Source organism: Pseudomonas sp. GR 6-02 (genome assembly GCF_001655615.1).
GTDB lineage: Bacteria > Pseudomonadota > Gammaproteobacteria > Pseudomonadales > Pseudomonadaceae > Aquipseudomonas.
The window spans coordinates 6,101,061-6,118,091 of sequence record NZ_CP011567.1 but is presented as its reverse complement, the minus strand read 5'-3'; the positions used below and the strand labels follow the sequence as shown (position 1 = coordinate 6,118,091).

The following is a 17,031-nucleotide window of genomic DNA, read 5'->3' as shown; positions in this document are numbered from 1 at the left end:
GGGAGTTTCGTAAATGGCAGTTGCCTCCGGCGCCTATAAGAAAGCCCTCGAGGGCGACCAATCACCTAAACAGGTGTTGGTCAAAATCGACCGGGTCACCAAAAAGTTCGACGAGACGATTGCCGTGGACGACGTGTCCCTGGAAATCAAGAAAGGCGAAATCTTCGCCTTGCTCGGCGGCTCGGGTTCGGGCAAATCCACCTTGCTGCGGATGCTGGCAGGTTTTGAACGGCCCACGGAGGGGCGCATTTTCCTTGATGGCGTAGACATCACTGACATGCCGCCGTACGAGCGGCCGATCAACATGATGTTCCAGTCCTACGCCTTGTTCCCGCACATGACCGTGGCGCAGAACATCGCTTTCGGCCTCAAGCAGGACAAGATCCCGACGGCCGAGGTCGATGCCCGCGTGGCCGAGATGCTCAAGCTGGTGCAGATGAGCGAGTACGCCAAGCGCAAACCGCATCAGCTGTCCGGTGGTCAGCGTCAGCGCGTGGCCCTGGCGCGTTCGTTGGCCAAGCGGCCGAAGCTGTTGTTGCTCGACGAACCGATGGGCGCGCTGGACAAGAAGCTGCGTTCGCAAATGCAGCTGGAACTGGTCGAGATCATCGAGCGCGTCGGCGTAACCTGCGTCATGGTGACCCACGACCAGGAAGAGGCCATGACCATGGCCGAGCGCATCGCGATCATGCACCTGGGCTGGATCGCCCAGATCGGCAGCCCGATCGACATCTACGAAACCCCGACCAGCCGCCTGGTCTGCGAATTCATCGGCAACGTCAACATCTTCGAAGGTGAAGTGGTGGACGATGCCGAGGGCCATGCACTGATCACCTGCAAGGATCTGGACCGCAACATTTACGTGGGTCACGGCATCAGCACCTCGGTGCAGGACAAGTCCGTTACCTATGCGATCCGTCCGGAAAAACTGCTGGTGACGGCCGAAATGCCGACCTGCGAACACAACTGGTCCAGCGGCAAGGTGCACGACATCGCCTACCTCGGCGGCCATTCGGTGTTCTACGTCGAACTGCCGAGCGGCAAGCTGGTGCAGTCCTTCGTCGCCAACGCCGAGCGCCGTGGCCAGCGCCCGACCTGGGGTGACCAGGTTTACGTGTGGTGGGAAGACGACAGCGGCGTGGTACTTCGCTCATGAACATGCGCAAACTCAAACGCCGGCTCAATCGAATACTTCCCGGTGGCCGTCAGCTGGTCATCGGGGTTCCGTTCATCTGGCTGTTCATGTTCTTCATGCTGCCGTTCTTCATCGTCCTGAAGATCAGCTTCGCTGAAGCCGACGTGGCCATTCCGCCGTACACCGAGATCTACACCTTCGTTGACCAGAAACTGCAGGTGCTGCTCAACCTGGCCAACTACGCGATGCTGGGCGATGACGAGTTGTACATCGCCGCTTACCTAGGCTCGCTGAAGATGGCGCTGTTCAGCACCATCCTCTGCCTGCTGATCGGCTACCCGATGGCCTATGGCATTGCCACCGCCCGCAAAGAGCTGCAAACGGTGCTGGTGCTGCTGATCATGATGCCGACCTGGACCGCGATCCTGATCCGCGTGTATGCGTGGATGGGCATCCTCAGCAACAACGGGCTGCTCAATGGTTTTCTGATGAGCATGGGCTGGATCGACGAGCCGTTGCAGATCCTCAATACCAACCTGGCGGTTTATATCGGGGTTGTTTACTCCTATCTGCCGTTCATGATCCTGCCGCTCTACGCCAACCTGGTGAAACACGATCACAGCCTGCTGGAAGCCGCATCGGACCTCGGTTCGAGCAACTTCAACAGCTTCTGGAAGATCACCGTGCCGCTGTCGAAAAACGGCATTATCGCCGGCTGCATGCTGGTGTTCATCCCGGTGGTGGGGGAGTTCGTGATCCCGGAACTGCTCGGTGGTCCGGAAACCCTGATGATCGGTAAAGTGCTCTGGCAAGAGTTCTTCAACAACCGCGACTGGCCGGTGGCGTCTGCCCTGGCGGTGGTGATGCTGGCAATCCTGATTGTGCCGATCATCCTGTTCAACCGCAGTCAGGCCAAGGAAATGGAGGGTAAAGAATGAAGCGCTTCCGTTTCTCGAACCTGATGCTGGTGCTGGGTCTGCTGTTCATCTACGCACCGATGCTGATCCTGGTGATCTACTCGTTCAACGCCTCGAAACTGGTAACGGTGTGGGGCGGCTGGTCGGTGAAGTGGTACGTCGGCCTGCTCGACAACACGCAACTGATGGGCTCAGTGGTGCGCTCGCTGGAAATCGCTTGCTACACGGCGATAGCGGCGGTGGCATTGGGGACGCTGGCGGCGTTCGTGCTGACCCGCATCACCCGCTTCAAGGGCCGCACACTGTTTGGCGGCCTGGTGACGGCGCCGCTGGTGATGCCGGAAGTGATCACCGGTCTGTCGCTGTTGCTGCTGTTCGTGGCCATGGCGCAGATGATCGGCTGGCCGCAGGAGCGCGGCATCGTCACCATCTGGATCGCTCACACCACATTCTGTGCAGCCTATGTGGCGGTGGTGGTGTCGGCGCGCTTGCGTGAATTGGATTTGTCCATCGAAGAAGCGGCCATGGACCTCGGTGCGCGGCCATGGAAAGTGTTCTTCCTGATCACCATCCCGATGATCGCGCCGTCACTGGCGGCCGGCGGCATGATGTCGTTTGCCTTGTCGCTGGATGATTTGGTGTTGGCGAGCTTTGTGTCCGGGCCAGGCTCCACGACCCTGCCGATGGAAGTGTTCTCGGCGGTGCGCCTGGGCGTGAAGCCTGAGATCAACGCCGTGGCCAGCCTGATTCTGCTGGCGGTGTCGCTGGTGACCTTCCTGGTCTGGTTCTTCAGCCGTCGCGCCGAAGAAAGCCGCAAACGTGCGATCCAGCAAGCCATCGAGGAAGCCGCTGCCGACTCCTGGAAACAACCGGACGTACGTCGGGCGCAGGCACCGGAAGCGGCTTAAAACTGCTGCCGATCAAAAGATCGCAACCTGCGGCAGCTCCTACAGTGGAATGTGAATCCCGTAAGAGTTGCCGCAGGCTGCGATTTTTTGACTTTATGGCCCAGAGTTTTGTGGCGAAGGCGTCAGCCCGGCCAGAAAAAATCTACCGCGCCGGCAACAGCTTCAAGGTGCTGCGGGTATTGGCCATCACTTCTTCCTCATTGAAATTCGCCTGGTAATAAACCCCTTCGATATACGCCTCGGCCTGGTCGGCATAATGGCTGTCGAACGGCACGCCGCTCTGGCCCACCGGGTTGATGGTCAGGCTGTGGGCCGGGTCGGCGAAGTCGATCAGCCGCCGGGTCGACGGGCCGTAGGTCACGGGCCACGGCGCCGGGCCGATCTTGGCCGAGAGGTTGTTCGGTACTTCGTGGGTGCCGGGGGCCGCGAATGGGCCAACGTTGAAAATCTGGTCCAGGGGCTTTTGCATCCCCAGCGGATGGCCGTGGGTCAGGGTGTGCGCCTTGCCCCACTGCCATTGCGCGGAATCGGCGCCAAGGGTGGCTTTGAGATGAGCCATGCTCGCTTGCCAGGCCACCTTGACCGTATCGGCGCGGGTTTCCTTGCCAGGGGTGTTGCGGTTGTCCCACCACGGCGAGTCGGCGGAGGCCGCCAGGCGCGGCAGCGCGGCATCGATCACCCGGGTCGGGAGCAGCGTTTCGAAGAAGTCATTGCCCAGTTCATCGCGCAGCGCCGCGTCGGCGAGGTTGAACAGGAACTGGTTGAACAGGGTGGCGCTGATGGAGTCCAGCGGGTAATCGCCGCTCCACTGCGCCAGTTGCTCCACCAGTTTGAGTTCGGCCGGGTCGCTCACCACTTCACGCAGTACCGGCAGCAAAGGCGCCAGCAAGCGCGGCCCGTAGGCGGTGGTCGTACCCAGTTGCAGCTTCTGGTTGGCCGCGTTGTCCCACTTCACGTTCTTGTCGCTGAGCTGGCGATTGAGCTGCTGCCCGCGATCGGCGAGGTTGTAGTAGCCGGGAATTTCCATGCCGGTCGGCGACACCGGTTGGAAGTTGGCCGAGACGATGTAGCCCCGCGCCGGGTTCTCTTCCTGCGGGTTGGCACTGAACGGGTAAAAACCTTCCTTGTCCGCCTGAGGGGTGCTGCCGTCGAGGATGAAACCGGGCTTCACCCCGGCCGGACGCTTGGGCAGCAACGCCGAGGCCCACCAGCCGATGTCGCCCTTGGCGTTGGCGTAGACGATGTTCAACCCTGGAGCCTGAACCTTGGCGGCCGCGGCGCGGGCCTTGGCCAGGGTGTCGGCGCGATTGAGCTGGTAGAAGCCGTCAAGGATCGGATTCGGGGTTTCGAGGAACGCCCACCACATGGCAACCGGCGTCTTGCCGGCGGCAGTGCCAAGCGCATCGTTGACGATCGGGCCATGGGGCGACTGGCGCAGCGTCAATGTGACCGGTGACTGGCCTTTCACTGCGATCTGTTGTTCGGTGGTGACCATGTCCACCCACTTGCCGCGATACCAGACCTGGTTCGGGTTGTCCGGGTTGACCTTCTCGGCGATCAGGTCCAGATCGTCGTTCTGGAACATCGTCAGGCTCCAGCCGAAGTCCAGGTTGTGGCCGAGAAATGCAAACGGCACCAGCGCCTGATGGTAGCCATACAGCTCGAAGCCTGGCGCCGACAGGTGCGCCTCGTACCACACTGACGGCACCGAGAAGCGTATGTGCGGGTCACCGGCCAGCAGCGGCTTGCCGCTTTTGCTGCGGTTGCCGGAAATCACCCAGGCGTTGCTGCCTTCGAATTGCGGCAGGCCGTGGTCGGCCAGAGCCTGCTCACTCAGACGGGCAAGGGCGTTCAGGTCTTTCCAGTCACTGGCGGCGAGGACCGGCGCGGGGCTGGGGCGCCTTTTGGCCAGCACGCCCTTGGGCTGCCAGTCGAGGTCGAAGATGTTCAGGTAATCGGCGCCCAGTTGGTCACGCACGTAAGTCAGCAAGGGTTCGGTGCGAAACGCCGCGGCAAAGCTGTAGGCCATGTAGCCGGCGATGCTGATGCTGTCTTCGGCGGTGAAAGGGCGCTTGGGGATTCCCAGCACGTCGAACTCTACTGGCGCGGCGTGGCTGTCCTGATATTGATTGATGCCGTCCAGATAGGCTTGCAGGGCCTTCCACGCCGGCGACTCACGATCCAGCGCGGCCACGTAACTGTCAGCACGTTCGCGGATGCGCAGGCTGCGAAACAGTTTGTCGGTGTCGAGCAGTTTCGGGCCGAGGACTTCGGCCAGCTCACCACGGGCCAGGCGCCGCACGGCTTCCATCTGGAATAGTCGGTCCTGGGCCTGCACGTAGCCGAGGGCGCGGTAGAGGTCGGTTTCATTTTCGGCGCGGATATGCGGCACGCCGCGCTCGTCGTAGCGCACGGTCACTGAGCCTTGCAGATGCTGCAACGTCACCTGGCCCTGGCGCGTCGGTTGTTTGCTGTACACATACCAGCCGCCCCCGGCGGCGAGCGCGACGATCAGCAAGGCAAGTACGGTCAGGACGCGTTTCATGGTGGCTCCTTGTTCTTTCGGGATTGCCGCCCGTGTGGGCTGCAAACGTGTAGCACAGACCTCCTGTGCCGGGCATCGCGGTCCTGGAAAAGTCAGGAATGCCTTACTTCGCCACCGCGGGCCACGGGCAGTAGCAACCCACCGCCATCGTATGGGTGGCGTTCACCGCCCTGCCTGCGTTCAGCGCTTGCAGGATAGGCTCGATAAAACTGTTGCTCGAATTGCAGGTCAGGCCTTCGCTGTACGGGCCGAAATATGCCAGCTTGCCGTCGCGGTCCCATATCGCCACTGCCGGACTGGCGGGAATCTGTTCGGAGCCAGGCAGGGCAGCGAGGGTTTTCAGGCGGCTCAAGGTGCCGGGCAACTGGCCGTGACTGCCGGGCTTTTGTACCGTATAGAACTCGACGCCCTGCGGTACATATTGCTCAACCAGTTCAGTCAGGTGTTGTTGGTTGCCGACATTGCATGGGCAGGCCGGGTCCCAGAAGTGCACCAGGCGAATGGCGCCGGGGCCGGCGAGTTCGTCGGGCAGGCGCAACGGGTCGCCGGAGAACACGGCGGTGTGCGAACTGAAGGCTCGCAGGTAGCGTCCCTGAAACCAGTCGTAAGCGGCCCACAGCACACTGGCACACACAAGGGCGAGCAGGCTGGCAAGCAGTGTGGTGCGATAGGCCGGGCGCATGGGTTTCAATCCTCGAAGGTCGGCTAGCTTGCCATGCTTGCTGCGACAGATGAATATCGCAGGCCGATAAAGTCCGTTTAGCGCTCTGGAATAGCCCATGTCTGCCACTTTCGACCCCGATCATTTGCGTGCCAGCCTGCGGCCGTTGGCCGAGTGGCGGCCGCTGTCGACGGAGGCCATGGCCTATCAGCGTTTTTACGGGCTGGATTTTCCACAGCGGACCCTGCGCCGTGGCTTGGGGCGTTTCGAGATCGATGGTTATGAAGTGGTCAGCCAGCTCTGGTGGCCCGAGCGGGCGAAGGCGACGCTGTTTCTATTTCACGGCTTCTACGATCACACCGGGCTCTACCGGCATGTGATTGAGTGGGCGCTGGACCAAGGGTTTGCGGTAATCGCCTGCGACCTGCCGGGGCATGGCTTGTCCAGTGGCGAACGGGCGAGTATCAAGGACTTCGCCGAGTACCAGAGCGCCCTGCAAGGCCTGCTGGCCGAGGCGCAGTCGTTGGGCCTTCCGCAGCCCTGGCACTTGTGCGGGCAAAGCACCGGCGGGGCGATTGTGATCGACCATGTACTCAATCAAGGTGCGAGCAGCCCGGCCCAGGGGCAAGTGATTCTGCTGTCGCCCTTGGTGCGGCCGCGAGCCTGGGGTTGGTCGCGGCTCAGTTATTACCTGCTCAAGCCGTTTGTCAAAGGCATCGCCCGGCGCTTCAGCGAGAATTCCAACGACCCTGACTTCCTCGCGTTCCTGCAGGCCGATCCGCTGCAACCGCTGCGTCTGCCAACGGCCTGGGTCGGTGCGCTGGGACGGTGGATCAAGCGTATCGAAGCGGCACCGAGCAGCCCGCGGCGGCCGCTGATCGTGCAGGGGCAGGCGGACATGACCGTGGATTGGGAGCACAACCTTGAAGTGCTGCGAGGCAAGTTCGATCGGCCCCAGGTGTTGATGCTGCCTGAGGCGCGGCATCATCTGGCGAATGAGTCGCCGGGGTTGCGGCAGGAGTATTTCGGGTTTTTGACCAAGCGCATGAGTCGGGATCGGCGGTGACATTTCGATAGTCTTCGCGGGCCATTTCACGGACGCCAAAAATTACTGGGTCAGGCTCGACGTACTTTGCCCCACTGCCAACCCCGCCCGAATCGCCGCCAATGCCGCTTGGTAATAAGCCTTGCCTTCAGAGGACTCGGCAAAGGTCGAAAACTCTTCCAGTTCGTCATCCGACAGGTCGCGATAGACATACAGCAGCGTGTTGCTCAGGTCGGCGCCGATCTGCTCCATCAGGCGCTGGCGCTGACCGTTCAACATGCCTTGAGCCTGACCGTTGCCGAGCAGGCCGGGGATCATCGAACTCAGGCTGTCGGCCGCGACGCCTGCGATCGCCAGGCTGACTTCAGCGCCGGCCTCGCGGGCGGGCAGGGCCTGGGCCAGGTGGCCGATGATCAGTTGACGGGTATCGCTGGCTTGCATCTTCGGCAAGCCCTTGGCGTTTTTCGCCAATTGATCGCGACGGGTCGCCAGCAGTTCGGCGGCGACGATTTTCTTGCCCAGGGGCGATTGAAAGAAGGTCAGCGCAGGTTTCGGGTCGGCGAGCTTCTTGCGCAGTTGCGCTTCGGCGCGCTGGTCCATGGCCTTGGGGGCGAACCGCAGATTGCTGTTGTCGACCAGGGCCTGGAACACTGCCGGTGGCAAGCTGTTCTGATAGCGCTGCTGAGCGGCCGAGAGAGCATCGTTGAAATGCGCGCGTTGTTCTGGCCAACCGGCGACCTTGTACAACTGGTCGTGGCCGTCCGCCCAGGCGGGCAAAACGCAGAACATCAACAGTGAGAAAAGCAAGCGACGCATAGGGACTCCTGTCAGCAGGCGACTATTCTCCGTGCGGCATTCGTACTTGTCGAGAATTCGTATCAGGTTGAGTACCTTATCCGACCAATCCTCCGCTGCGTGGCTCTGTCGGATTTGCGGGCACAGGAATACTATGCGCGCCATGCACATACCCTCTGATCATCCACTGCTGTTACGTATCGTCGACGACCTGGCCGAACACGGCTGGTCGCAGCAGAATATTTTCCTGCCCCTGGACCTGACCCGGGCGCTGGCCGCCGAATGTCGTAAACGTGCCGCCGAGGGTGAGCTCGCCCCGGCCGCCGTGGGGCGCGGGGCGTTTTCGGAGATTCGCGAGGGCATTCGCGGCGACCATATCCAGTGGCTCGAACCCGGCCAGGCCGAGTCCTGCGACAGCTACCTGGGGTTGATGGACAGCCTGCGTGAGGCGATGAATCGTGGTTTGTTCCTGGGCCTGGAAGATTTCGAAAGCCATTTCGCCCTGTACCCGCCCGGCGCTTTCTACCTCAAGCATGTCGACCGTTTCCGTGACGACGACCGGCGCATGGTCTCGGCGGTGATCTACCTCAACGACGCCTGGCTGCCCGAGCATGGCGGTCAGTTGCGCATGTACCTGGACGAAGGCGTCGAACACGATGTGGTGCCCACCGGCGGATGCCTGGTGGTGTTCCTGTCGGGCGACGTGCCCCACGAAGTCCTGCCCGCGACCCGAGAACGCCTGTCCTTGACGGGCTGGTTCCGCCGTCGTGGCAACGAGCCGTTCTGATCATGCAAAAGATTCTGGTAAGCCGCTGTTTGCTCGGTCACCGCGTCCGTTACGACGGCGGGGCCAGCGGGCCGTTCGATCTGTTGGAACAGTGGATTGCCGAGGGCCGGGTGGTGCCGTTGTGTCCGGAAGTCGCCGGCGGGTTGCCGACACCCAGGGCTGCGGCGGAAATTCCCGGCGGGCAGGGCGGTGAAGTGCTTGATGGCCTTGCATCGGTCATCACCACCGAGGGCGAGGACGTCAGTGCCGAGTTTCTATCGGGGGCTTCTCAGGCGCTGGAGCTGGTGCAACAGCACGGCATCCGGATTGCCGTGCTCAAGGCCAACAGCCCGTCTTGCGGGAATCTGCTGACCTATGACGGGACGTTCAGTGGAGTGAAGGTCAGCGGTGAGGGCGTGACCGCCGCGCTGCTCAAGCGCCATGGTGTGCAAGTCTTCAGCGAGCTGGAGTTGCCGCAAGCGGCGCAGGCCCTGGCAACCCTGAAGTAACAGCCCGCAGGGTTACTCATTCGCCCGAATCAAGGTTTCGGCGCCACACCCGCATCTGCCCCAAACCACTTTTGCTCCAGCGCCTCCAGCCGGCCATCGGCCTTGATCCGCTGCATTGCATTCTCAAGGCTGGCATGAAACGCCGGATTACCCTTCTGAAACGGAATCGCCAGGCTCACAGGGGTGGCCTTCGGTTTTTGTTCCGTCAGCGACTGCACCAACAGGATTGATCGCGGTTGCTCTTCTTTCTGCGCGATCAATTGTGCGTTGGTATGAATGTAAGGTTCGCTGAAGTCGAAACGATCCTTCAGGTCCGGGGTCAGTGCTATGTGATTGATGGCAACGTCGTATTTGCCGCTTTCGACGCCGGTCATCAGATCGTCGGAATCGGTGACGACGAAGTCAGCCCGTACATCCAGCTCATTGGCCAGCAGTTGACCCAACTCGACCTCGAACCCGGTCAGTTTGCCGTCATCCTTGAAATTGAAGGGCGGTGTATTAGCCTCAAGAGCAATGCGCAATTCGCCGCGGTCGTTTACATCGTCCATCAGTTCGGCATGAGCCAAAGGGCTCAAAAGGGGTAGCAGGCAGATCAGGCCAGGCAAAAAGCGCATGGTCACTCCTTTGAATTCATTTATCTATCGCGACGCGCTGTTCAGGCTCGCTTTGCTATGGTTATTGAGTGCCTTCGACAACGAATGGCCGTTAAGTTGTTCACGGTCGAGCGAATTTTACGGAAAAACTGGAGAAGAGAATGAAAAGCTTTATGTCACGAGCAGCATTGGCTGGTGTGCTGATGGGTGTTTCGGTGCTGGCCGGTGCCGCCACCCCGGCTCCGAAGGGGGCAGAAGTGTTCATCGTATCTCCTGCGGACGGAGCCACGGTCGCGCAAACCTTTACAGTGAATTTCGGCGTCAAGGAAATCGCACTGGCACCAGCGGGCGACACCACCAAAAACACTGGGCACCACCATCTGCTGATCGATGTCGACAAACTACCGGCTGCCGGCGCTCCGATTCCAAACGATGCCAATCACATGCACTTTGGCAAAGCGCAGACTCACGCTGAAATCAAACTGGCACCGGGCAAGCACACCTTGCAGCTCGAGCTGGGCGACAGCGGTCACATGCCGTTCGATCCGCCGATCGTGTCGAAGAAAATCACCGTGAATGTGCAGTGACTTTTCCGCTGCCATGAAAAAGCAGCCGTAAAAAAGGGAGCTCCGAGGAGCTCCCTTTTTTGTCGCTCAAGTCGCGATCAGAACAACACGCGGCAACGAATGGTGCCGTTGATGTGCTGCAGCTTCTCTTGCGCCATTTCCGAGTAATCGGCATCGACGTCGATCACGACGTAGCCGACTTTCTCGTTGGTCTGCAGGAACTGACCGGAAATGTTGATGCTGTTTTCGGCGAAGACCTTGTTGATCTCGCTCATCACACCCGGAATGTTTTCGTGGATGTGCAGCAGGCGGTGCTTGCCAGGGTGAGCCGGCAGGGCCACTTCCGGGAAGTTCACGGACGATACCGACGTACCGTTGTCGCTGTACTTGACCAGTTTTTCCGCCACTTCCAGGCCGATGTTGGCCTGCGCTTCAGCGGTAGAACCACCGATGTGCGGGGTCAGGATCACGTTGTCCAGGCCACGCAGCGGGCTTTCGAACTCTTCTTCGTTGGAGCGTGGCTCCACCGGGAATACGTCGATGGCCGCGCCGATCAGGTGCTTGTCCTTGATCGCGTCCGCCAGGGCGTCCAGTTCGACCACGGTGCCGCGCGCGGCGTTGATCAGGATGCCGCCCTTCTTGATGGCGCGGATTTCCTTCTCGCCGATCATCCACTGGGTGGCAGCGGTTTCCGGAACGTGCAGGGTGACGATGTCGGACATGCCCAACAGCTCGTGCAGGTTGCCGACCTGGGTGGCGTTGCCCAATGGCAGCTTGGTTACGGTGTCGTAGAAGTAAACCTGCATGCCCAGGCCTTCCGCCAGGACCGACAGTTGAGTGCCGATCGAGCCGTAACCGACGATACCCAGCTTTTTACCGCGGATTTCGAAGGAGTTGGCTGCGCTTTTGATCCAGCCGCCACGGTGGCAGGAAGCGTTCTTCTCAGGGATGCCGCGCAGCAACAGAATCGCCTCGGCCAGCACCAGCTCGGCAACGGAGCGAGTGTTGGAGTACGGCGCGTTGAATACCGCGATACCGCGTTCGCGAGCCGCGTTGAGGTCGACCTGGTTGGTGCCGATGCAGAAACAGCCGACAGCCACCAGTTTCTTCGCGTGATCGAAGATCTCTTCGGTCAGTTGAGTGCGGGAGCGAATGCCGATGAAGTGAGCATCAGCGATCTTTTCCTTCAGCTGGGCGTCCGGCAGAGAACCTGTGAGGTACTCGATGCTGGTGTAGCCCGCCGCCTTGAGGACGTCGACAGCCGATTGGTGGACGCCTTCGAGAAGAAGGAACTTGATCTTGCTCTTATCGAGAGAAGTCTTGCTCATCTGCGTAAACCTGTGTCCCGGAGAAAAAATGGCAGGGAAGGGAGCAGCCAGAGCTGACCCGGACGGCAGGAAAGCCGTCGCCGCAGAACAGCCTTTGGGCACTATCCTGCGGGGTCGGTATGCTAGCATATGCGACCTGCTAACACTCATTCTGCGACGTGAAGCGTACTCAGGATGACCATGAATTGTTCGAGAGTTCTGTCGATGACCAATCCTGCGCTGATTGATGAGCTGAAGACCCTGGTTGAGCCTGGCAAGGTGCTGACCGACGCCGACTCCCTGAACGCTTACGGCAAGGATTGGACCAAACATTTCGCCCCGGCCCCGACGGCCATTGTGTTCCCCAAGACCATCGAGCAGGTCCAGGCCATTGTCCGTTGGGCCAATGAACACAAGGTTGCACTGGTGCCGTCCGGCGGTCGTACCGGGCTTTCTGCCGCAGCAGTGGCGGCCAATGGCGAAGTGGTCGTGTCCTTCGACTACATGAACCAGATTCTCGACGTGAACCTCACCGATCGCACCGTTGTTTGTCAGCCGGGCGTGGTTACCGAACAATTACAGAACAAGGCTGAAGAGCACGGTTTGTACTACCCGGTGGACTTCGCTTCGGCAGGTTCCAGCCAAATTGGCGGCAATATCGGCACCAATGCCGGCGGGATCAAGGTGATTCGCTACGGCATGACCCGTAACTGGGTGGCCGGCATGAAAGTCGTCACCGGCAAGGGCGATCTGCTGGAACTGAACAAAGACCTGATCAAGAACGCCACCGGCTACGACCTGCGTCAGCTGTTCATCGGCGCTGAAGGCACCCTGGGTTTTGTCGTCGAAGCCACCATGCGTCTGGACCGTGCGCCGAAAAACCTCACCGCGATGGTGCTCGGTACCGCCGATTTCGATTCGATCATGCCGGTATTGCATGCGTTCCAGAGCAAACTTGACCTGACTGCCTTCGAGTTCTTCTCCGACAAAGCCCTGGCCAAGGTCATGGCTCGCGGCGATGTGCCGGCGCCGTTCGAATCCGACTGCCCGTTCTATGCATTGCTGGAATTCGAAGCGACCACCGATGAAGTGGCCAATCACGCCCTGGAAACCTTCGAGTACTGCGTCGAGCAGGGCTGGGTGCTGGACGGTGTGATGAGCCAGAGCGAAACCCAGTTGCAGAACCTCTGGAAGCTGCGCGAGTACATCTCCGAAACCATTTCCCACTGGACGCCGTACAAAAACGACATTTCGGTCACTGTGTCGAAAGTCCCGGGGTTCCTGAAGGAAATCGACGCGATCGTCGGCGAACACTACCCGGACTTCGAAATCGTCTGGTTCGGCCACATCGGCGACGGCAACCTGCACTTGAACATCCTCAAGCCGGATAACCTGAGCAAGGATGAGTTCTTCGCCAAGTGCGCCACCGTCAACAAGTGGGTGTTCGAAACCGTCGAGAAGTACAACGGTTCGATTTCCGCCGAACACGGCGTGGGCATGACCAAACGTGACTACTTGACCTATAGCCGCTCACCGGTTGAGATCGAGTACATGAAAGCCGTCAAGGCGGTGTTCGACCCGAACGGCATCATGAACCCGGGCAAGATTTTCGCTGTTTGATTCTTCGAATTTTAAGAGCACGAAGCAGGAGTCGGTCAATGAGCTATCAGCACCAGTATGTCGACGGAACGCGTATTCATTTTCCGCTGGGGAAAGTGGTGTGCATCGGCCGCAACTACGCCGAACACGCCAAGGAACTGGACAACCCGGTGCCCACCGAACCACTGCTGTTCATCAAGCCCGGCAGCTGCGTGGTGCCACTGGAAGGCAGCTTCAGCATTCCGACCGAGCGCGGTTCGGTGCATTACGAAGCAGAAATAGCGGTGCTGATCGGCAAGCCATTGTCGACCAAGCCGAGCCGCGAAGAAGTGCTGGATGCCATCTCCGGCTTCGCCCCGGCCCTGGACCTGACCCTGCGCGACAAGCAGGCCGAGCTTAAAGCCAAGGGCCTGCCGTGGGAAATCGCCAAGTGCTTTGACGGTGCGGCGGTGATTGCGCCATTCGTGGCTGGCAGCACGTTTACCGACCTGACCGACATCGGCATCCGCCTGACCATCAATGGTGAAGTCCGCCAGGATGGCAACACCAAGGACATGCTCAATCCGATCGTGCCGATGATCCAGTACATGGCCGGCTGCTTCTCGCTGCAGGCCGGTGACGTGATCCTCACTGGCACGCCGGTGGGCGTTGGCCCGCTGAATGTCGGTGACGAACTGGTGCTCGAATTGCCGGGTGTCAGCCGCTTTACCAGTAGCGTTCTCTAAAAAGCAAAAGATCGCAGCCTGCCGCAGGCTGCGATCTTTTGATCTTGGCTGCCCACACAGGGCAATCCGGCCATTTCCCGTTTTTTTCACATTTTGTCTGGATAATTCCGGGGCTTATGGCATCTGAGCCTGTCCCAATGTGCTATTACCCATAGCCTGAATTTCTGGAACGCATCCCTGAATGGCCATCGAATCGCTGCCCAAGCTGAAAACTGCCCGCCGCTCGCGCTTTGTCATGCGTTGGTATTCCTGGCTTTTACTGGTGGCGGTCGCCGCTTATGGCCTTGCGTTTGCGATGCATTGGGATGATCGCGGTGTGCTCTGGGTGAAGGAACGCTTCGAAAGCCCTGCCGAACGAAAAGAGAGTGTCTGGCTGCCGGACTATCGGGCGGTGATCGACGCCAAACTGCTGCCGGGCATGGAGAAGGACGAAGCGTCGGACGTGTCTTACGACCCGCAGACCAAAACCCTGTTCTCCGTGATGGGCAAGAACCCGTTCCTGGTCGAGCTGACGTTGCAAGGCGACGTGTTGCGCAAAATGCCGCTGGTGGGGTGGAGCAACCCGGAAGGGGTGACGGTAATGGGCAATGGTTTGCTGGCGATTACCGATGAGCGCGAACACCTGCTCTCGATCGTCAAGGTCGATGCCGATACGCGCGAGCTGAACATCGCCAATTTCCCGAAATACGATCTCGGCCCCTCGAAAAACCAGAATAAAGGCTTCGAAGCCGTCGTCTGGGATGCCCGTCGCCAGCAACTGCTGCTGGGTGAAGAGCGTCCACCAGCGCTGTTCAGCTGGAAAAGCGATGGCAGCCAGATCCTGAAGGGTGACAAGCAGAAACTCTCCAGCGACGCACTGGATGTCCGTAACCTGTCGGCCTTGGCCATCGATCCGCGCACTGGCCACACCCTGGTGCTGTCCGCCGACTCTCACTTGTTGCTGGAACTGGACGAGAAGGGCGAGCAGGTCAGTTTCATGACCTTGCTCGGAGGGTTCAATGGCCTGAAGAAAACCATTCCCCGTGCCGAAGGCGTCACCATGGACGAAGCAGGCACGCTGTACATGGTGAGCGAGCCGAACCTGTTCTACCGCTTCGAAAAGCAACAGGTTCGGTAGTTGCGGTAGAAGGTCGCGGGCCATTAGGGTTTTAATTCAGGCAGCCGTGGTGTTTCATCCGCCCGTCCTGTTTCCGAGTTTGCCTGAATGCGTCGACTTGTCCGCCCCAAACCCCTGATGCTGATCCTGTCGGTCATTGCCCTGATCGTGTTGGTTGCCGTCGGCCAGTACCAGCGCCTGTTTGAACGCAGCGGGTTCAATGTGCAGGCGCTATGGCAGCCGATGAATACCCGATCCATTGGCCTGGACCAGTATCAGGTGGCGATCGAGGCGCGAGTCATTGACGGTCTGGACGACGATGTTTCAGCGCTGACCTTCGATCCCGTGCGCAAAAGCCTGTTCACGGTCACCCAAAAAAACGCCGAGCTGATCGAGTTGTCCCTGGAAGGCAAAATCCTGCGGCGTGTGGCGCTGGTCGGGTTCGGCGACCCGGAAGCAGTGGAGTTCATTAGCGCTGACACTTACGTGATCACCGATGAGCGTGAGCAACGGCTGATCAAGATTCATCTGCGCAAGGGCACGACGTTCCTCGATGCCGCGGACGCCGAGCAGATGACCCTCGGCGTGCACATGAGCGGCAACAAGGGTTTCGAGGGTTTGGCCTATGACTCGGTGGGCAAGCGCTTGTTCGTCGCCAAGGAGCGCGACCCGATGCTGATCTACGAAGTGCAGGGCTTTCCCCATTACAACCCGGAGAAGTCCTACGCGGTGCACGTGGTGAACAATCCCAAGCGCGATGGCGGAATGTTCGTGCGAGACCTGTCGAGCCTGCAATATGACGAGCGCAGCGGCCATTTGCTGGCACTGTCCGATGAGTCGCGGTTGATTCTTGAACTGGATGTGGACGGGCGACCGCTGAGCACCCTGTCACTGAGCAAGGATCGTCAGGGATTGCACAAGCCGGAAGGCATTGCCATGGATGACGACGGCACCCTGTACCTCGTCAGCGAGCCGAACCTGTTCTACGTCTTCAAAAAACCGGCACAGCCCTGACCAACACCGCAAAACCAATTGTAGGAGCGAGCAAGCTTCGCTCCTACAATTGGGTGTGGCATCAGGCCTTGAGGGTTTTCACGCCTTCGCTCGTGCCCAACAGCAGCAAGTCCGCCGGGCGCGCCGCGAACAAACCGTTGGTGACCACGCCGACGATGGCGTTGATCTGTGCTTCCAGCTCCACCGGGTTGGTGATCTGCATGTTGTGCACGTCAAGGATGATGTTGCCGTTATCGGTCAGCACACCTTCACGGTAAACCGGGTCGCCGCCCAGCTTCACCAGTTCGCGGGCCACGTGGCTGCGAGCCATCGGGATCACTTCCACCGGCAATGGGAACGCACCGAGCACCGGCACCAGTTTGCTGGCGTCGGCGATGCAGATGAAGGTCTTGGCCACGGCCGCCACGATCTTCTCGCGGGTCAGGGCTGCACCGCCGCCTTTAATCAGGTGCAGGTGCTCGTCGCTTTCATCGGCGCCGTCGACGTAGAACTCCAGATCGCTGACGGTATTGAGCTCATACACCGGAATCCCGTGGCCCTTGAGGCGTGCGGCGGTGGCTTCGGAACTGGCCACTGCGCCGTCAAACGCGCCTTTGTGCTTGGCCAGGGCGTCGATGAAGCAATTGGCGGTAGAGCCGGTGCCGACCCCGACGATGCTCTTGTCATCGAGTTTCGGGAGGATGAAGTCGACGGCGGCCTGAGCCACTGCCTGTTTGAGTTGATCCTGGGTCATGCGGGCTCCGAGGTGCCGAAGAGGGGGACGAAAGGCCGGCATTATAGGCCTCGCGATGTGGAAGGTCATTGCCAGTGTGTCGAATGGAGACGAGGGGGCTTGTCTGTGGCGAGGGAG

General features: G+C 60.2%; 17 protein-coding genes. 11 read left to right on the top strand and 6 right to left on the bottom strand.

Features of this window, described 5'->3' with window-relative positions; translation table 11 throughout:
• Positions 1–13 precede the first annotated feature (13 nt).
• The 3 genes from PGR6_RS27230 to PGR6_RS27220 are packed head-to-tail and all read left to right on the top strand — an operon-like array spanning position 14 to position 2,960.
• On the top strand, positions 14–1,156 hold the full coding sequence (locus PGR6_RS27230) for an ABC transporter ATP-binding protein (protein ID WP_018928636.1): 1,143 nt from the start codon (positions 14–16) through the stop codon (positions 1,154–1,156).
• The gene (locus tag PGR6_RS27225; protein ID WP_018928637.1) at positions 1,153–2,073 is read left to right on the top strand and encodes an ABC transporter permease subunit; all 921 of its coding nucleotides are present in this window, start codon (positions 1,153–1,155) and stop codon (positions 2,071–2,073) included. Before PGR6_RS27230 ends, PGR6_RS27225 begins: the two co-directional genes overlap by 4 nt.
• On the top strand, positions 2,070–2,960 hold the full coding sequence (locus PGR6_RS27220) for an ABC transporter permease subunit (RefSeq protein WP_018928638.1): 891 nt from the start codon (positions 2,070–2,072) through the stop codon (positions 2,958–2,960). The genes PGR6_RS27225 and PGR6_RS27220 overlap by 4 nt, the downstream gene beginning before the upstream one ends.
• Before the next feature lie 142 nt (positions 2,961–3,102).
• On the opposite strand, the gene PGR6_RS27215 is transcribed toward PGR6_RS27220, so the two are convergent.
• Both PGR6_RS27215 and PGR6_RS27210 read right to left on the bottom strand, forming a co-directional pair.
• Complete coding sequence (locus tag PGR6_RS27215) at positions 3,103–5,505, bottom strand: penicillin acylase family protein (RefSeq protein WP_064621020.1); 2,403 nt, start codon at positions 5,503–5,505, stop codon at positions 3,103–3,105.
• A 103-nt stretch (positions 5,506–5,608) separates the two neighbouring features.
• The gene (locus tag PGR6_RS27210) at positions 5,609–6,187 is read right to left on the bottom strand and encodes a DUF6436 domain-containing protein (protein WP_064621018.1); all 579 of its coding nucleotides are present in this window, start codon (positions 6,185–6,187) and stop codon (positions 5,609–5,611) included.
• 97 nt (positions 6,188–6,284) lie between these two features.
• On the opposite strand from PGR6_RS27210, the gene PGR6_RS27205 reads away from it, so the two are divergent.
• Positions 6,285–7,232 (top strand): alpha/beta hydrolase, encoded by a 948-nt coding sequence (locus PGR6_RS27205; protein WP_018928641.1) that lies wholly within the window; start codon positions 6,285–6,287, stop codon positions 7,230–7,232.
• Positions 7,233–7,274: 42 nt separating this feature from the next.
• On the opposite strand, the gene PGR6_RS27200 is transcribed toward PGR6_RS27205, so the two are convergent.
• Complete coding sequence (locus PGR6_RS27200) at positions 7,275–8,027, bottom strand: DUF2059 domain-containing protein (RefSeq protein WP_064621016.1); 753 nt, start codon at positions 8,025–8,027, stop codon at positions 7,275–7,277.
• Between the two features lie 133 nt (positions 8,028–8,160).
• Here PGR6_RS27200 and PGR6_RS27195 point away from each other — a divergent pair, with 133 nt between their 5' ends.
• Positions 8,161–8,793 carry a 2OG-Fe(II) oxygenase gene (locus PGR6_RS27195; protein ID WP_018928643.1) on the top strand — a complete coding sequence of 211 codons (633 nt, stop codon included), beginning with the start codon at positions 8,161–8,163 and terminating at the stop codon, positions 8,791–8,793.
• A 2-nt stretch (positions 8,794–8,795) separates the two neighbouring features.
• Positions 8,796–9,281 (top strand): DUF523 domain-containing protein, encoded by a 486-nt coding sequence (locus PGR6_RS27190; protein WP_018928644.1) that lies wholly within the window; start codon positions 8,796–8,798, stop codon positions 9,279–9,281.
• A 29-nt stretch (positions 9,282–9,310) separates the two neighbouring features.
• Here PGR6_RS27190 and PGR6_RS27185 read toward each other — a convergent pair whose 3' ends face one another.
• Positions 9,311–9,895 (bottom strand): transporter substrate-binding domain-containing protein, encoded by a 585-nt coding sequence (locus tag PGR6_RS27185; protein WP_064621014.1) that lies wholly within the window; start codon positions 9,893–9,895, stop codon positions 9,311–9,313.
• A 140-nt stretch (positions 9,896–10,035) separates the two neighbouring features.
• On the opposite strand from PGR6_RS27185, the gene PGR6_RS27180 reads away from it, so the two are divergent.
• Positions 10,036–10,461: a DUF4399 domain-containing protein gene (locus tag PGR6_RS27180; protein WP_064621012.1), complete on the top strand. Its 426-nt coding sequence runs from the start codon at positions 10,036–10,038 to the stop codon at positions 10,459–10,461.
• A 77-nt stretch (positions 10,462–10,538) separates the two neighbouring features.
• Here the strand turns inward: PGR6_RS27180 and serA are convergent, their stop codons facing one another.
• On the bottom strand, positions 10,539–11,768 hold the full coding sequence (serA, locus tag PGR6_RS27175) for a phosphoglycerate dehydrogenase (RefSeq protein WP_064621010.1): 1,230 nt from the start codon (positions 11,766–11,768) through the stop codon (positions 10,539–10,541).
• Between the two features lie 204 nt (positions 11,769–11,972).
• On the opposite strand from serA, the gene PGR6_RS27170 reads away from it, so the two are divergent.
• The 4 genes from PGR6_RS27170 (at position 11,973) to PGR6_RS27155 (ending at position 16,181) form a co-directional block, all read left to right on the top strand.
• A complete protein-coding gene (locus PGR6_RS27170) occupies positions 11,973–13,367 on the top strand; it encodes an FAD-binding oxidoreductase (RefSeq protein WP_028939105.1) in 1,395 nt (464 codons plus the stop codon).
• Between the two features lie 38 nt (positions 13,368–13,405).
• Entirely contained in the window at positions 13,406–14,071 is a 666-nt protein-coding gene (locus PGR6_RS27165; RefSeq protein WP_018928649.1) for a fumarylacetoacetate hydrolase family protein, read from the top strand.
• 181 nt (positions 14,072–14,252) lie between these two features.
• Positions 14,253–15,188 (top strand): SdiA-regulated domain-containing protein, encoded by a 936-nt coding sequence (locus PGR6_RS27160; RefSeq protein WP_064621008.1) that lies wholly within the window; start codon positions 14,253–14,255, stop codon positions 15,186–15,188.
• An 87-nt stretch (positions 15,189–15,275) separates the two neighbouring features.
• Complete coding sequence (locus PGR6_RS27155) at positions 15,276–16,181, top strand: SdiA-regulated domain-containing protein (protein WP_064621006.1); 906 nt, start codon at positions 15,276–15,278, stop codon at positions 16,179–16,181.
• A gap of 61 nt (positions 16,182–16,242) precedes the next feature.
• Here the strand turns inward: PGR6_RS27155 and rpiA are convergent, their stop codons facing one another.
• On the bottom strand, positions 16,243–16,914 hold the full coding sequence (gene rpiA / locus PGR6_RS27150) for a ribose-5-phosphate isomerase RpiA (protein ID WP_018928652.1): 672 nt from the start codon (positions 16,912–16,914) through the stop codon (positions 16,243–16,245).
• Positions 16,915–17,031: the final 117 nt, after the last annotated feature.

Excerpts from the sequence above, each read along its gene's own strand:
- PGR6_RS27230 (WP_018928636.1), top strand. The coding sequence starts at position 14 with ATGGCAGTTGCCTCCGGCGCCTATAAGAAAGCCCTCGAGGGCGACCAA.
- PGR6_RS27225 (WP_018928637.1), top strand. The coding sequence starts at position 1,153 with ATGAACATGCGCAAACTCAAACGCCGGCTCAATCGAATACTTCCCGGT.
- PGR6_RS27220 (WP_018928638.1), top strand. The coding sequence starts at position 2,070 with ATGAAGCGCTTCCGTTTCTCGAACCTGATGCTGGTGCTGGGTCTGCTG.
- PGR6_RS27215 (WP_064621020.1), bottom strand. The coding sequence starts at position 5,505 with ATGAAACGCGTCCTGACCGTACTTGCCTTGCTGATCGTCGCGCTCGCC.
- PGR6_RS27210 (WP_064621018.1), bottom strand. The coding sequence starts at position 6,187 with ATGCGCCCGGCCTATCGCACCACACTGCTTGCCAGCCTGCTCGCCCTT.
- PGR6_RS27205 (WP_018928641.1), top strand. The coding sequence starts at position 6,285 with ATGTCTGCCACTTTCGACCCCGATCATTTGCGTGCCAGCCTGCGGCCG.
- PGR6_RS27200 (WP_064621016.1), bottom strand. The coding sequence starts at position 8,027 with ATGCGTCGCTTGCTTTTCTCACTGTTGATGTTCTGCGTTTTGCCCGCC.
- PGR6_RS27195 (WP_018928643.1), top strand. The coding sequence starts at position 8,161 with ATGCGCGCCATGCACATACCCTCTGATCATCCACTGCTGTTACGTATC.
- PGR6_RS27190 (WP_018928644.1), top strand. The coding sequence starts at position 8,796 with ATGCAAAAGATTCTGGTAAGCCGCTGTTTGCTCGGTCACCGCGTCCGT.
- PGR6_RS27185 (WP_064621014.1), bottom strand. The coding sequence starts at position 9,895 with ATGCGCTTTTTGCCTGGCCTGATCTGCCTGCTACCCCTTTTGAGCCCT.
- PGR6_RS27180 (WP_064621012.1), top strand. The coding sequence starts at position 10,036 with ATGAAAAGCTTTATGTCACGAGCAGCATTGGCTGGTGTGCTGATGGGT.
- serA (WP_064621010.1), bottom strand. The coding sequence starts at position 11,768 with ATGAGCAAGACTTCTCTCGATAAGAGCAAGATCAAGTTCCTTCTTCTC.
- PGR6_RS27170 (WP_028939105.1), top strand. The coding sequence starts at position 11,973 with ATGACCAATCCTGCGCTGATTGATGAGCTGAAGACCCTGGTTGAGCCT.
- PGR6_RS27165 (WP_018928649.1), top strand. The coding sequence starts at position 13,406 with ATGAGCTATCAGCACCAGTATGTCGACGGAACGCGTATTCATTTTCCG.
- PGR6_RS27160 (WP_064621008.1), top strand. The coding sequence starts at position 14,253 with ATGGCCATCGAATCGCTGCCCAAGCTGAAAACTGCCCGCCGCTCGCGC.
- PGR6_RS27155 (WP_064621006.1), top strand. The coding sequence starts at position 15,276 with ATGCGTCGACTTGTCCGCCCCAAACCCCTGATGCTGATCCTGTCGGTC.
- rpiA (WP_018928652.1), bottom strand. The coding sequence starts at position 16,914 with ATGACCCAGGATCAACTCAAACAGGCAGTGGCTCAGGCCGCCGTCGAC.